Source organism: Allosphingosinicella sp. (genome assembly GCF_036402135.1).
Classification (GTDB): Bacteria; Pseudomonadota; Alphaproteobacteria; order Sphingomonadales; family Sphingomonadaceae; genus Allosphingosinicella.
This window is the reverse complement of the sequence record NZ_DASWTN010000034.1, coordinates 25,913-40,660: the sequence shown is the minus strand read 5'-3', so window position 1 is coordinate 40,660 and position 14,748 is coordinate 25,913. Positions and strand designations below refer to the sequence as shown.

General features: G+C 65.5%; 13 protein-coding genes. 1 reads left to right on the top strand and 12 read right to left on the bottom strand.

Translation table 11 applies throughout. From position 1 onward, the window contains the following. Positions 1–3 precede the first annotated feature (3 nt). On the bottom strand, positions 4–1,098 hold the full coding sequence (locus tag VGD10_RS10085) for a DUF2336 domain-containing protein (RefSeq protein ID WP_331040691.1): 1,095 nt from the start codon (positions 1,096–1,098) through the stop codon (positions 4–6). Between the two features lie 35 nt (positions 1,099–1,133). Beyond that, a complete protein-coding gene (locus tag VGD10_RS10080; RefSeq protein ID WP_331040690.1) occupies positions 1,134–2,342 on the bottom strand; it encodes a hypothetical protein in 1,209 nt (402 codons plus the stop codon). 138 nt (positions 2,343–2,480) lie between these two features. Here VGD10_RS10080 and VGD10_RS10075 point away from each other — a divergent pair, with 138 nt between their 5' ends. Further along, positions 2,481–4,763, top strand: coding sequence for a hypothetical protein (locus tag VGD10_RS10075; RefSeq protein WP_331040689.1), 2,283 nt, complete (start codon positions 2,481–2,483; stop codon positions 4,761–4,763). On the opposite strand, the gene VGD10_RS10070 is transcribed toward VGD10_RS10075, so the two are convergent. The 10 genes from VGD10_RS10070 to VGD10_RS10025 are packed head-to-tail and all read right to left on the bottom strand — an operon-like array spanning position 4,760 to position 14,726. Then, positions 4,760–5,032: a DUF1467 family protein gene (locus VGD10_RS10070; RefSeq protein WP_331040688.1), complete on the bottom strand. Its 273-nt coding sequence runs from the start codon at positions 5,030–5,032 to the stop codon at positions 4,760–4,762. The genes VGD10_RS10075 and VGD10_RS10070 overlap by 4 nt on opposite strands. Positions 5,033–5,083: 51 nt before the next feature. Further along, on the bottom strand, positions 5,084–6,721 hold the full coding sequence (locus VGD10_RS10065) for a ribonuclease J (protein WP_331040687.1): 1,638 nt from the start codon (positions 6,719–6,721) through the stop codon (positions 5,084–5,086). A 31-nt stretch (positions 6,722–6,752) separates the two neighbouring features. Continuing rightward, on the bottom strand, positions 6,753–7,538 hold the full coding sequence (locus VGD10_RS10060; RefSeq protein ID WP_331040686.1) for a type III pantothenate kinase: 786 nt from the start codon (positions 7,536–7,538) through the stop codon (positions 6,753–6,755). Between the two features lie 14 nt (positions 7,539–7,552). Then, entirely contained in the window at positions 7,553–8,242 is a 690-nt protein-coding gene (locus VGD10_RS10055; RefSeq protein WP_331040685.1) for a biotin--[acetyl-CoA-carboxylase] ligase, read from the bottom strand. A 2-nt stretch (positions 8,243–8,244) separates the two neighbouring features. Next, a complete protein-coding gene (locus tag VGD10_RS10050; protein WP_331040684.1) occupies positions 8,245–8,712 on the bottom strand; it encodes a RidA family protein in 468 nt (155 codons plus the stop codon). A gap of 28 nt (positions 8,713–8,740) precedes the next feature. Further along, the gene (nuoN, locus tag VGD10_RS10045; RefSeq protein WP_331040683.1) at positions 8,741–10,174 is read right to left on the bottom strand and encodes an NADH-quinone oxidoreductase subunit NuoN; all 1,434 of its coding nucleotides are present in this window, start codon (positions 10,172–10,174) and stop codon (positions 8,741–8,743) included. After that, a complete protein-coding gene (locus tag VGD10_RS10040; RefSeq protein ID WP_331040682.1) occupies positions 10,174–11,721 on the bottom strand; it encodes an NADH-quinone oxidoreductase subunit M in 1,548 nt (515 codons plus the stop codon). Before VGD10_RS10040 ends, nuoN begins: the two co-directional genes overlap by 1 nt. Continuing rightward, positions 11,718–13,811 (bottom strand): NADH-quinone oxidoreductase subunit L, encoded by a 2,094-nt coding sequence (gene nuoL, locus VGD10_RS10035; protein WP_331040681.1) that lies wholly within the window; start codon positions 13,809–13,811, stop codon positions 11,718–11,720. The genes VGD10_RS10040 and nuoL overlap by 4 nt, the downstream gene beginning before the upstream one ends. Before the next feature lies 1 nt (position 13,812). Further along, positions 13,813–14,118 (bottom strand): NADH-quinone oxidoreductase subunit NuoK, encoded by a 306-nt coding sequence (gene nuoK / locus VGD10_RS10030; protein WP_331040680.1) that lies wholly within the window; start codon positions 14,116–14,118, stop codon positions 13,813–13,815. After that, the gene (locus VGD10_RS10025; RefSeq protein WP_331040679.1) at positions 14,115–14,726 is read right to left on the bottom strand and encodes an NADH-quinone oxidoreductase subunit J; all 612 of its coding nucleotides are present in this window, start codon (positions 14,724–14,726) and stop codon (positions 14,115–14,117) included. Before VGD10_RS10025 ends, nuoK begins: the two co-directional genes overlap by 4 nt. Positions 14,727–14,748: the final 22 nt, after the last annotated feature.

Genomic DNA, 14,748 nt, shown 5'->3' with positions numbered 1-14,748 from the left:
CGCTCACGCTGCTTCGGAGCCCGAACGGCTGCGGGTCGAAAGCCGGGTGATGGCGGCGCGGTAGCCGGGGTCGACCCGCCAGAGATGAAGCACGTCCTCCGCGGCGGGCTGGCCAGTGCCGTCGAACAGGTCGAGCTGCGCCGCGGCGGCATCCCCTTCCGCGCCCGAGAAGAGCTTGCCCCGCGAGTTGAGGAGCAAAAGGATCCAGGCGGCGCTGTCCCGAGGGATGTTGCCGGAGCGGAGCATCAAGGCCGAACCGCGCCCATGCGGATCGGAGAGGATTTCCCAGGCCGACGCATAGTCGAGCCCGCAGCGCACGGCGAGGCCGGCGACGAACAGCGGCAGCTGCCCCTCCTCCAGGATGCGGGAGAGGTCCGTGCCTTCGAGCCGCCCCGCCTGATGAAGGCGCCGCGCGAGCCGCATGGCCGTCGCTTCGAGGCCGTGGCTCTCGTCATGACCCGCGATCACGTCGCCAGCGGCAGCGGAAATAGCCGCATCGGCCTGGCCCGAAGGCAATTTGTGCTGCTGGACGAGATATTGGCGAAGCGCGGCGGCGATCATCCAGACGAGGCGGTGCTGAAGCTCGGCCGGCAGGTCCGTGTGGCCCATCACCGGCTCCTGAAAGCGGTCGAAGCGGCGGCTACGGGCGATCAGCAACGTCATGGCTTCGGCGGCGATGCCGTCGTCATCATCCCGGATCAGCTCCGACAGATATTCGTCGGCCCGGGCATGTTCCTTCCAGAAGCGATGCTCCTCCACCCGGCGGACGAGGATGGTGCCGATCTCCGCGTCGCGAAGCACCTGCGCTCGCTCCAGCAGCGGAAGCGCGATCTCCAGCCGCGTCGCGCCCAAAGCTGCATAGATGGCTTCATTGTCCCGAAACTGCCCTGCCAGCCGCGCGCGAAGATCGTCTTCGATGCTGCGGACGAGGCGGAGCAAAAGGGCCGAGGCAGTGAGCCGCTGCCATTCGGTAAGGCGCGACTGTTCGGGAAGCAGGATGTCCGTCGCCGCGACCGAGAAGCGCTCACGCGCCGCGGCAAGCAACAGCCGCGCGGCGTCGCCCATGGGTTCCGGCTGTTTCAACCCGCGGTCGGACATCGGTCGTTCCTAGCGGAGACAAGGTTAAAACGCCGCTAATCCTTTGGCGAGAGCCCTTTCGGCCCATGGACTTGCCGCTGCCCCCAGAAGAAGGAGCCGGCGGCATAAAGCGCCAGCGCGCCGAGCCCCGCCGCCCATTGTCCGGTGGCGGCAAAGGGCAGCATCAGCCAAGCCATGCCCTTTGGTTCGGCAAGGAAGGCCCCGGCGCGTGTGCCGCGAGGCGCCCTTTCCCCTGCAAGCGCGACCAGGAAAGCGATAGCGGCGACCGTCAAAACCATGCAGCCCCAGCCACTTAGAGGCGTCAGCGCATAACCGAGCGCAAGAAGCGCGGCGGCCGCTGCGACGGGCGTGAGACGGGAGAGCCAGACGTCGGGCTGGCGTCCGTGGAAGCGGAGGCGGCCGAGCCGCTCCGCCATGCCGGCGAGCGGCGTCGCGAGCAGGAAGAGGACGAGCCCGGCCCAGAGCCAGGATCGGGAGAAGGAGATTGCGCTGAGACCGCTGAGGACGAGACCGAGCAGCGACAATTGCGTCGGCGTGACCCCGGTCGGCATCAGCCGCCGCACCGCCGCATGCTCCAGCGGCGCGAGCAGATAGCGGGAGACCCAGTCCGTCTGATAGGCGCTGGCATGTTCGAGAATGCGGCTTTCGAGGTCCGCAAGGTCCGCCCCGCGCTCCGCCACCAGCAGCCGCGTCGCTACCGGATCGCCGCTCAGCGAGAGATGGCGCGCCCCGCCCTGCACCGCGCGCCGCAGCAGGGTCGACTGCAAATCCCAGTCCTGCAGCATGGCGGCTGTATGCTTCAGCGTCTGCCCGTCGATGAGCGCAAGGCCGCCCCAGCGCGAGTCGGCGTCGATCCGCTCGAACTGCTCGTCGAAACGGAGATCGGGCACCGTGAGAAGCGCATTCCCTTCAAAGGATACCAGCCGCTGCACCTCGTCCTCGTCGGCAAGAAGCCCATCCGCCATCAGCAGCAGGCGGTCGGAAGACTGAACGGCCTTGGCCGCATCGCCGGCGGTGCGGGCGATCAGCATATCGAGTCCCTCGGCACGGAGCCGATCGATGGCGGCGGTGAGTTCGGGCGGCTGCCGCTCCACCGCGACGATAATCGGCCGCGCGCCGGCATTGGCGGCGATCCGCGCCTGCCGCTCGATCAGGGTGCGGCCAGCAAGCGGCAGGGTGGCGCGAAGCGGCCCGCCAATCTCCTCGCTCTCATGATAGGCGCAGATTAGCGCGGCCAGCGTCATCGGCGGTGAATCCCTCCCCATGCCTCACCGTAGGCTTCGCGAGGCGTTTTTGGAAAGAGCAGCTCACCGCACGGAAAGGGTGGCTCGCCTCGCCCAAGTCCCACTTCCCCGGCGGCGGAAAGATGATAGAGTAGCGGCATGATCACAGGGGCACAGCGCGCAGAGGCGGAGCCGGAAGGCGTCGCCCAGGATAACGGCTCAAACGCCTGGCTCGGCTCGGCCGACGAGGTTTATGAGCCCGCGGTGCCGATCGAAAGCGAGATGTCGGGCGGGCTCAAGGCGCTGGCGGTGCTGCTGGGGCTTGCCGCCTTCGCCTGGCTCGCATTCGCGGTGTGGTCGCTGATCCCGACATTCCGGCAGCCGACGCTCCCCGGCATCGTCACCTCCGTAGCCCTCGTGTCGGGGCCGCTCATCCTCCTCGCCCTCATCTGGCTGATCTTCGGCAAGACGACCCGGCGCGAGACGCAGCGCTTCCGCGCCGTCGTTGCCGAGATGCACCGCGAAAGCGTGGCGCTGCAGAGCATCCTCCAGATCGTCGCGACGCAGCTCGAGGACAATCATGCGCGCCTCACCGGCGAAGCGGCGAAGCTGATGAAGCTTGGCGACGAAGCCGCGGACCGGCTTGGGCGGGTGACGCACTACATTTCCAAGGAGACGGTGACGCTCGACCGCAAGGCGGAGCAGCTCGAAGCCGCGGCCAATGCGGCGCGCGTCGACATCGGCGTGCTGCTCACCGACCTTCCCAAGGCCGAGGAGCAGGCGCGGACGGTTGCCGAAGCGATGAAGCAGGCCGGGCTGGCGGCGCTCGGCGAGGCGGGGCAACTCGAAAGCCAGCTTTCGGCGCTGGTGGCTCGGGGACGCGAGGCGGACGAAGTGGTCGGCGGCACGGCGCAGCGGCTCGCGGCGCACCTCCAGCGGATCGAAACCAGCACGGCCGCCGCCAAGGTTCAGCTCGACGACGCCACCCAGAGCATGACCAGCGCGGTCGACGAAAGCCTGGTGCGCACGTCGGAGGCTGTCGCGGCAGCACGGTCGAGCCTGCAGGCGCAGGGTGAGGCCATGCTGGCGATGATCGAGCAGAGCCGTGTCGCACTCGAAACGGCCGGCGAAGCGTCGGGCCGGAGCCTTGCCCAGCGGCTGGAGCAGGTCAGCGGCCAGATCGAGCAGCTTGCGAGCCAGCTTGCTGCGCAGGACGCGGCGAGTCAGACGCTCGTGTCCGGCCTTTCCAGCAACCTTGCCGAGCTCGACCAGAGATTTGTGGCGCTCGGCGCAACCGGCGGGACCCAGAACGAACAGCTTGGCAGCTCCATCGAGCTGCTTCGCAGCCGCGTGCAGGAGCTGCAGAACGAGGTGACGGGCGGCCAGGACCGCGCCGCGGAGCTGATCGGCCGCGCCGAGGAGATGGCGCGAGCCCTCACCGGCATCACCAGCCAGCTGCAGAGCGACATTCCCTCGGCGCTGTCCGAGGTGGAGGCGCAGGCCGGGCGCACCAAACGCGCGGCGGAAGAATTGGCGCCGGTCGTGGAAGCGGTGCAGGTCGCCGCCTGCGACGCGGCCAGCCAAGCCGCTGCCGCCGAGGCGAGCATCGCGCGCCAGAAGGAGGCGCTGGACACTCTCCTCGCCCGCCTCCGCGAAAATGTGGCGGGCGCCGAAGAGCAGCTCAGGGCGCTTGGGCAGGCGGCGGAAGGCGCGGACGCTGCGGCCGCCCGCATCGGCGGCGAGACCGGGCCGCAGCTCATCGACGCTCTGGTGCGCGTGCGCGAAACCGCCAATCAGGCGGCGAACCACGCGCGCGAGACGATCAGCGCCGTCATCCCCGGCGCGGCCGCGGAGATCGGCGAAGCAAGCCGCCGCGCCATCGGCGAGGCCATTGCGGAGACGTTCAGAACACAGGTCGAGGAGCTTTCGGCGCTTTCCGAACGCGCCACCGAAACGGCACGGGCGGCTTCGGAACGCCTCACCCGGCAGATGCTCGCCATCGGCGACTCCGCCGCTGCGGTCGAGGCGCGGATCGAGGAAGAGCGCCGCGCCGAGGAAGCGACCAGCAGCGAGGCTTTCTCCCGGCGCGTGTCCCTCCTCATAGAAGCACTCAATTCTACCGCCATCGACGTCACCAAGATACTGTCGAACGAAGTCACCGACGCCGAATGGGCGGCCTACCTCAAGGGCGACCGCGGCGTCTTCACGCGGCGCGCGGTGCGCCTCCTCGACAATTCGGAAGCGCGGGAGGTGGGCCAATATTATGAAATGGACGCCGAATTCCGCGAGCAGGTGAACCGCTACATCGCCGATTTCGAAACCATGCTCCGCCGCGTCCTTGCGGATCGGGACGGCAATGCGCTCGGCGTCACCATCCTCTCATCCGACATGGGCAAGCTCTACGTCGCCCTCGCGCAGGCGATCGAGCGGCTCAGGAACTAATCCTTGGGCGGCGCGGCCCAATCGAGGGCGCCGACGCCGATCCAGCCGTAAATATAGTTCAGGTAGAAAAGCGCGAAGAGCAACGCTGAGAGCAGAGTCGCGCGCAGCGCGGCCTTGCCGAAGCTGAAGCGATGCGGCGCGCTCTCCGCATGCCCTGCAGCGCGCTCAACGCCGGCTTCCTCGTCGGTCCGGACGCCGAACGGCAGAACGAGGAAAAAGCTCATCACCCAGAATAGTGCGTAGATGGCGAGCGCCGAGCCTAGCTTCATGCCGCCTCCTTACCGCTCCGGCCGAGCTTGTCGAAGCCTTGTTTTCTGGTCTCAGACGCGAACGATAAGGACTTCGACGATCGGCTTCTTGCCGGTCCATTCGGTGGCGCAGCGGCGGACGGCGAGGCGAATGCCTTCCTTCAATTTGTCCTCGCGCCCGCTATTGGCACGCGCGGCGGAAGCGGCGGCTTCGCAAGCTTCCTCAAGGAAAGCCTCGCGATCCTCTTCGACCGGGACGCCCTGGATGCTGATCTCGACGCCGCCCTGCACCCGGTCGGCATCGTCCAGCGCCAGCGCGACCGAGATGGTGCCGTTCTGGCCAAGCTTCCGCCGCTCGTTCATCGTCGAGCCGTCGGCGGCGAGGATCACGTCGCCGTCGAGGATGAGGCGCCCTACCCTCTCCTCGCCGATCTTCTTGGGGCCATCGGGCGCGAGCCGGATGACATCGCCATTCTTCTGAAGGATGCCGCGCGGAACGCCGTTCGCGCGGGCGAAGCCGTCATGCTCAGCCATGTGGCGAAGCTCGCCATGAACGGGCACGATGATCTCCGGCCTGATCCAGCGATACATGGCGGCAAGCTCCGGCCGGCCCGGGTGGCCGGACACGTGGACGTCGGCCTGCCGGTCGGTGATCATGTGGACGCCGCGCGCGGCAAGCTCGTTCTGGATGCGGCCGATGGCGATTTCGTTGCCGGGGATCTGCTTCGAAGAGAAGACGACGAGGTCGCCGTCGGCCAGCTTCAATTTGTGCTGGTCGAAGGCGATGCGGGCGAGCGCGGCGCGATATTCGCCCTGCCCCCCGGTGGCGATGATCATCACCTCGCGGCGCGGCAGCTGCATCGCAGCTTCGAAGTCGATCGTGTCGGGGAAATCGAGCAGATAGCCGACGCTCCTCGCGACGCGGAGGATGCGATCCAATGAGCGTCCGGCGACGCAGACCTGGCGCCCGGTGTCGCGGGCGACATTGCCGAGCGTACGGAGGCGCGCCGCGTTGGAGGCAAAGGTGGTGACGAGCACCCGGCCTTCCGCCCGGCCGATCACCTCGTCCAGGCCCTTCCGCACCTCCTCTTCGGAGCCGGAAGCCTCCTCCTGAAACACGTTGGTGGAATCGCAAACGAGCGCGAGAATGCCCTCATCGCCGACCTTGATCAGCTCGCCCTCGTCCGCCGGATCGCCAAGCTGCGGAAACTCATCCAGCTTCCAGTCGCCGGTGTGGAAGATCTTCCCGTAAGGCGTCTCTATAAGCAGCGCGTTCCCCTCGGGGATCGAGTGTGCCAGCGGCACGAAGCGGAAGCCGAACGGCCCAATCTGCATCGTCCCGCCAATATCGATGACGTTGACCTTCACGTCCTCAGTCAGGCCCTCCTCCTGAAGCTTTTCCGCAATCAGGCCAGCCGTGAAAGGCGTCGCGTAAAGCGGCACGCCGAGATCGTGCGCGAGGTAGGGAATGGCGCCGATATGGTCCTCGTGGCCGTGCGTCAGCACAATGCCCAGCAAGTCGTTCCGCCGCTCCTCGATAAAAGCGAGATCGGGGAGGACGAGGTCGATGCCGGGGTAGGCGGGATCGGCAAAGGTCATGCCGAGATCGACCATGATCCACTTGCCGTCGCAGCCGTAGAGATTGACGTTCATCCCAATCTCGCCCGAGCCGCCAAGCGCGAGGAAGAGCAGTTCTTTTCCGGGTTTCATGGCTGTTCCAACATTCGTGAAGGCGGAGGGTTCAAGCGCGCCCCTTGGCCCGATCGTAAAGCATTCCGAGGCCGGTGATGGTGAGGTCCGGCTCGATCGCGTCGAAGATGCTCGTATGCTTGTCGAAGAGAAGCGCAAGCCCGCCGGTGGCGATCACCTTCGTCTGGCGGCCGATTTCTTGTCTCATCCGCGCGACCATGCCCTCCATCATGGAGACATAGCCCCAGTAGATGCCGGACAGCATCGCCTCCTCGGTGCTGCGGCCGATAACGGCACTCCCTTCGGCAGGGGCCTCGATGGCGATGCGCGGGAGCTTGGCGGCGGCGGCGACGAGCGCGTCGAGCGAGAGATTGATGCCGGGGGCGATCACGCCGCCTTTATAGGTGCCGGTATAATCCACGACATCGAAGGTAGTCGCGGTGCCGAAATCGATGATGATGAGGTCGCCCTTATGCGCCTCATGCGCCGCAAGCGCGTTGATGACGCGGTCCGCGCCCACCGTCTCCGGCTGCGGCAGGTCGATGGCCATGCCGAATTCGACCGGTGCGCGGCCGGCGACCAGCGCCTTCACCCCGAAATATTTCTCGGCAAGCACTTCGAGATTGTGGAGCGCGCGCGGCACGACGGTGGCGATGATCACCGCCTCGACCTCCGCCTTGCTGCGTCCGTCGAGCCCGATCAGCTGGTGGAGCCAGACCGCATATTCGTCCGCAGTCCGGCGCGGATCGGTCGCGATCCGCCAGCGCGCCTTGATCTCCTGCCCCTCGATGAGGGCGAAGACCACATTGGTGTTTCCGGCATCGATGGCGAGCAACATTTGGGATCAGGCCTTCAGATCAGGAACACGTCGCCGGCGTGAATGACACGGGACGCGCCATCCGCCAAGCGGAGGCGAAGTGCGCCGCTTTCGTCGAGACCATCGAACATGCCTTCACCTTCGGGTGTCGAAAGGGCAGTGCCGAGCGGATGAGCGTGCGCTAGCCAGCGGCCTCGGATCGGCTCCAGCCCCTCTGTCCGCCAGCGGGAGAGCCATTGCGCGAAGCTTTCCGCCAGTATCTCGAGGAAAGCGGCAGGCTCGGGAGCCGCGCCGACCAGTGCGGCAACACTGGTGACGGGCCGTCCCAGCCCCTCCGGATGAAAAGCAAGATTGACGCCGATGCCGATGATGACGGCGTCATCGGCCCGTTCGAGCAGGATGCCGCTGAGCTTCGCCCCGTCTACCAGAAGGTCGTTCGGCCACTTGATGATGAATTGCGGCCCGGACGCTGCGATGGACAAGCTTTCGTGCAGAGCGACGGCAGCGACAAGCGCGAGCGTGGGCGCGGGAGGATCGTGCGGCTGGAGCCTCACCAGGGTGCTGGCGAAAAGATTGCCCGGCGGAGACTGCCAGCCCCTGCCCTGCCGCCCGCGGCCGCCGGTCTGGCGCTCGGCGCGGAGCCACAGGCCTTCGGCCGCGCCCCCACGTGCGAGCGCCGCCATATCGTCATTGGTGGAGCCGGTCTCCTCGACCGTCCTGATCATTCTTACCGGGGCGGAGCGGCGGGGGCCCGGGCGACCACCTTGATTTCGACGAGACCCCTGTCCGGAACAAGGCGAGAGACGCCGATCGCTGTCCAAGCCGGGAAGGGCGCCTTCACGTAGCGCGACTTAACGGACCGGAAGACGTCCATCTGCGCGCCGAGATCGGTGTGGTAGGAGGTCATATCCACCACATCGTCCCAACTGGCGCCGGCCAGCGCCAGCGTCTTCGAAAGGGCTTCGAAGGCTCGGACAAACCCCTGCTCCGGACCGGTTTCGTTTGGCCGTTGGGTGCCGACTACGCCGGAGACATAGATCATGTCACCACTTCGGACCGCACCGGAAAAGCCCCAGCTGTCATAGAATTGCTGAGCCTCGGGAGTGGGAGCCGGGGAAACCTGTTTCGTGGGAGCGGCGGCTGAGGCCGGCGCGGCCGCAAGCAATGAAGCGATGGTCAGGCAGAAGATGCGCATGTCGGTCCCCCCTCAATGGATCAGGCTTCTAGAATAACGCCCCCGCAGCATTTCGCGAAACGGTATCTAACGGCCCGATCAGGAGGTAGCCGAGCGGCGACACGAAGAGAGCCGCGGCAAGGATGAGCAGGCTTTCGACGCCGAAGCCGCGCCGTTCGAAGGCGGGAGCAACCTCGTCGAAATACATGATCTTGATGATCTTCAGATAATAATAGGCACCAATCACCGAGGTCGCGATGCCGACCGCCGCGAGCCAGGTGAGGTCCGCCTCGACCGCCGCGTTGAAGACGTAGAATTTCGGCCAGAAGCCCATCAGCGGCGGAATGCCGGCGAGGCTGAACATGAAGAGCGCCATGGCGAGCGCGAGGCCGGGGCGCGAGCGAGACAGGCCGGAGAGCGCGCCAATACCTTCGACCGGCTGGCCGGCTTCGTCCCGCATCTTCAGGATGATGAAGAAGGTGCCGAGCGTCATCACGACATAGACGGCCATGTAGAAGAGGACCGAGGCGACGCCCGCCTGCGTGCCGGCGGCAATGCCGATCAGCGCGAAGCCGACATTGTTGATCGACGAGTAAGCAAGCAGGCGCTTAATATTGTTCTGTCCGATCGCCGCGACGCCGCCGAGGATGGTGGAGGCGAGCGCCATGAAGATGACGATCTGCCGCCATTCGAACGTGGCGGGCCCAAGCGCCTCGATGCAGACGCGGGCGAGGAGTGCCATTGCGGCGACTTTCGGCGCCGAGGCAAAGAAGGCGGTCACCGGCGTCGGCGCGCCTTCATAGACGTCGGGCGTCCACATGTGGAACGGCACCGCGGAAACCTTGAAGGCCACGCCGGCGAGCACGAACACCATGCCGAACAGCTCGCCCGTCGAGACGCCGTTCTCGAGCCCGAGCGCTACGCCCGCGAAAAGGGTCGTGCCGGTGAAGCCGTAGAGCAGCGACGTGCCGTAGAGCAGGATGCCGGAGGCAAGCGCGCCGAGGACGAAATATTTGAGCCCCGCTTCGGCCGAGCGCATGTCGCGCCGCTGGAAAGAGGCGAGGACGTAGGCGGCGAGGCTCTGCAGTTCGAGGCCGATATAGAGGGTGAGGAGATCTCCGGCCGAGACCATGATGCCCATACCAATCGACGAGAGGAGCACGAGGATCGGATATTCGGCACGGAAGTCGCGGTCCCGCGTGAACCAGCCCAAAGCCGCCAGCATGGAAGCGGCCGCGGCGATATAGACGAGGATCTTCGAGAAAGCAGCGAAGCTGTCGGCGATGAACAGGCCGTCGAAGCCGATCGCGCCCGCGTCGTTGACGCCTGGAATGAAGAAGGCGGCCACGGCAAGCGTCAGCACGGACAGCCAGGTGACCAGCTTGCCGGACTTATCGCCCGCCCAGGCGACGATCATCAGCAGTATCAGCGAGCCGGCCGTCAGGATCAACTCGGGCAGCGTGAGGAGGAGGGATTCTTTCATCAATGGCCTCCTGCCGCCGGCGCGTGCGCAGCGGGCGCTGCCGCCTTGGGCGCGCTCCCCATCGCAAGGTGCGCGTCGCTTTCCGGCGCTGCCCGCTCAACCCGGGCCAGAAGCAGGCCGACATCGTTCCGCATCGGCGCGAGGAAGGATTCAGGATAAATGCCCATCCACAGCACGACGGCGGCGATGGGGGCGAGGATGGCAAGCTCGCGCCGCGTCAGATCCGGCATTGCAGCGGCATCGGCATTACGCTGCACGCCGTAGGAGACGCGCCAGTAGAGGTAGAGCATGTAAGCGGCGCCCAAAATGATGCCGGTGGTCGCCACCGCGCCGACGAAGCTGTTCGCCTTGTAGGCGCCGACGAGGCTGAGGAACTCGCCGACGAAGCCCGCAGTGCCCGGGAGGCCGATCGAGGCCATGGTGAAGAGCAGGAACAGCACCGCATAAGCCGGCATGTTGGTGGCAAGGCCGCCATAGCGGTCGATCTCGCGGGTGTGCAGCCGGTCGTAGATCACGCCGACGCAGAGGAAGAGCGCGCCCGAGACGAGACCATGCGAGAGCATCACGATCAGTGCGCCTTCCAGCCCCTGCCGGTTGAAGGCGAAGAGGCCGATGGTGACGAACGCCATGTGCGCGACTGAGGAATAAGCGATCAGCTTCTTCATGTCCTGCTGCACCAGCGCCACGAGCGAGGTGTAGACGATGGCGACGAGGCTGAGGCCCATGACGAGCCAGAAGAGCTGCGACGAAGCTTCCGGGAACATCGGCAGAGAGAAGCGGATGAAGCCGTAGCCGCCCATCTTCAGGAGCACGCCCGCAAGGATCACCGAACCCGCGGTCGGCGCCTGCACGTGCGCGTCGGGTAGCCAGGTGTGGACCGGCCACATCGGCATCTTCACCGCGAAGGAAGCAAAGAAAGCGAGGAACAGCCACGTCTGCGCCTGAGGCGGGAAGTCGTAGGCCATCAGGGTCGGGATGTCGGTCGTGCCGGCAGTCTGCACCATCCACAGCATTGCGACCAGCATCAGCACCGATCCCAGAAGCGTGTAGAGGAAGAATTTGAAGCTGGCGTAGATGCGGTTCGAACCGCCCCAGATGCCGATGATCAGGTACATCGGGATGAGGCCGGCCTCGAAGAACAGATAGAAGAGGAAGATGTCCTGCGCCGCGAAGACGCCGATCATCAGCGTCTCCATCAGCATGAAGCTCGCCATATATTCCGGGATGCGGTGCTCGATCGAGGACCAGCTGGCGAGGATGCAGAAGGGCATCAGGAAGACGGACAGGAGGATCAGCATCAAGGCGATGCCGTCGATGCCGAGCTTCCAGGCGAACGGCCCGAACGCACCGGCATTCTCGACGAACTGCCATTGCGGCCCGCCGATCTGATAGGCGTTCCAGAGGAGGATGCCCAGCGCGAGGTCGATCAGGGTCGCGGCAAGCGCCACCCAACGCGCGGCATTGCTGCTGACGAACAGGCAGAGGATGCCGGCGACGATCGGCACCGCCAGCATGACGGAGAGGATCGGGAAACCGAGAACGTTCATCGCGCCATGACCCAGGTCGCAGCGGCAGCGAGGCCGAGCAGCATCACCAGCGCATAAGTGTAGAGATAGCCGGTCTGGAGCCGCGAAGTGAGAAGGTTACCGACGCGGACCACGCCCGCCGCCCCGTTAGGTCCGAAGCGGTCGATCGTGCCCTCGTCCCCGCGCTTCCAGAAGACGCGGCCGAGCCAGAGCGAGGGGCGGATGAAGAGGACGTTATACGCCTCGTCGAAGAACCACTTGTTATAGAGGAAGCGGTAGAGGACGCCGAACTGGCCGACGAAGCGCCGAGGCATCGATGTGTCGCGGATATAGGCGGCATAGGCGATGAGGAAACCGAGGATCATCACGACCGCGGGCGACAGCTTCACCCACAGAGGCACGTGGTGGATGTCCTCCATCAGATGCGCGTTGAAATGGATGCTGCCGCCCCAGAATTCGGCGCCTTCGTGCAGGTCGATGAAGGCGTGGTGGAAGACCATGCCGGCGAAGATCGCGCCGAGCGTCAGCACGCCCAATGGCACCAGCATCGTCCAGGGGCTTTCATGCGGATGATAGCCGCCGGTGCCGGCCGGAACCTCATGCGCATGCGCCTCGTCCGGACGCGTGTCGTGGCCGGCATGCTCCTGGATAGGATCGTTGTGATCGTGGGCGTCATGGCCATGGCCGTGCGCGTCGTGGATCGCATGCTGGATATGCTCCGACGCCGCCCAGCGGGGTTTGCCGAAGAAGGTAAGGAAAATCAGGCGCCAGCTATAAAAGCTGGTGAGCAGGGCCGCGAAAATACCGACGACGAAAGCGATGCCGCCCGCAGTCGTGCCGGACGCGAAGGCACTTTCGATAATCGCATCCTTTGAGAAGAAGCCCGCAAAACCGAAGCTCGGCAGCCCCGCCACCTGGATGATACCGACGCCGGTGATCGCAAGGGTTCCGAACAGCATCGCCCAGAAGGTGAGCGGGATTTCCTTACGAAGGCCGCCGTAGAAGCGCATGTCCTGCTCGTGATGCATGGCGTGGATGACGCTGCCCGCGCCGAGGAACAGCAAGGCCTTGAAGAAAGCGTGCGTGAACAGGTGGAACATCGCCGCGCCGTATGCGCCGACGCCTGCCGCGAAGAACATGTACCCAAGCTGCGAGCAGGTCGAATAGGCGATGACGCGCTTGATGTCGTTCTGCACCGTGCCAACGGTGGCTGCGAACAGAGCCGTGATCGCGCCGACGAAGGTGACGATGGTGAGCGCGGTCGGGCTTACCTCGAACATCGGCGACAGGCGGCAGACCATGAACACGCCCGCCGTCACCATGGTGGCGGCATGGATCAGCGCCGAGACGGGCGTCGGGCCTTCCATCGCGTCCGGAAGCCAGGTGTGAAGCGGAAGCTGTGCCGATTTCCCCATCGCCCCGATGAAGAGCAGGATGCAGATCAAGGTCATCGTATCGACGCGGAGGCCGAGGAAGCCAATCGTGGAGTTTGCCATGGACGGCGCGGCGGCGAGGATTTCCGGGATAGAGACGGTGCCGAAGACGAGGAAGGTCGCGAAGATGCCGAGCGAGAAGCCGAAATCGCCGACGCGGTTGACGACGAAGGCCTTGAGCGCCGCGGCGTTGGCGGAAGGCTTCTGATACCAGAAGCCGATCAGCAGGTAGGAAGCGAGGCCGACGCCTTCCCAGCCGAAGAACATCTGGACGAGATTGTCCGCCGTCACGAGCATCAGCATCGCGAAGGTAAAGAGGCTGAGATACGCGAAGAAGCGCGGCTGATCCGGATCCTCCGCCATATAGCCCCAGCTATAAAGGTGGACGAGGCTGGAGACGGTGGTGACGACGACCAGCATGACGGCGGTGAGCGCGTCGATCTGCAGCGACCAGTTCACCTGCAGGTCGCCGGAGCTGATCCACTTCAGAATGGTGACGTTATAGGGCTCGACGCTGTGCGCCATGAAGCCGAGGAAGATCGGCCAGCTGAGCGCCGCCGACGCAAACAATGCGCCGGTGGTGATGATCTTGGCAGGCACGCGGCCGATGATGCGGCCGCCGAGCCCTGCGACGATCGCCGCCAGCAGCGGCAGGAAGACGATGAGCTGGACGTCCATCTCAGCCCCTCATCTGGTTGATGTCGTCGACCGCGATCGAGCCGCGGCCGCGGAAATAAATGACGAGGATGGCAAGGCCGATGGCGGCTTCGCCCGCCGCGACAGTCAGGACGAACATCGCGAACACCTGCCCCACCATGTCGCCCAGATAGGCGGAGAAGGCGACGAGGTTGATATTCACGGCGAGCAGGATGAGCTCGATCGCCATCAGGATGACGATCACGTTCTTCCGGTTCAGGAAGATCCCGAACACGCCCATCACGAACAGGATCGCGCCGACGGCGAGATAATGGCCCAGGCCGATCATAGCTCCACCCCCTGCCCCACGCCGGGATTGACGTTGCGGGTCGCTTCGTCCGGACGGCGGCGGATCTGCTTCGACACGTTCTGCGGCCGCGTCCCGCCGCGGGTGCGGTGGGTGAGAACGATCGCGCCGATCATTGCGACGAGCAGAACGAGGCCGGCCGCTTCGAAGATGAAGAGGTAGCGCGTGTAGAGCACCGTCCCCAGCGCCTCGATATTAGGCGTGTGCGGATTAGTCGGAGCAGCGCGAACGCCGGGATCGAACGCGCCCATGTCCCATGCCACCAAAGCCGCGCCGATCTCGACCAGCAGCACCAAGGCAAGCAGCACCGCAAACGGCCAGTATTTGGCGAAGCCGGCGCGAAGCTCGGCAAAGTCGACGTCCAGCATCATGACGACGAACAGGAACAGCACCGCGACCGCGCCGACGTAGACGATGACCAAAAGGAAGGCGAGGAACTCGGCGCCGAGCAGCAGCATCAGCCCCGCCGCGTTGAAGCAGGCGAGGATCAGCCACAGCACGCTGTGCACCGGATTGCGCGCAAGGATGGTGAGCGCTCCGGAAAGCACCACAAGGCTTGCGAACAGATAAAAGATGAAGGCCTGAATCACTTGGTCGGTCGTGCCCCTGAAC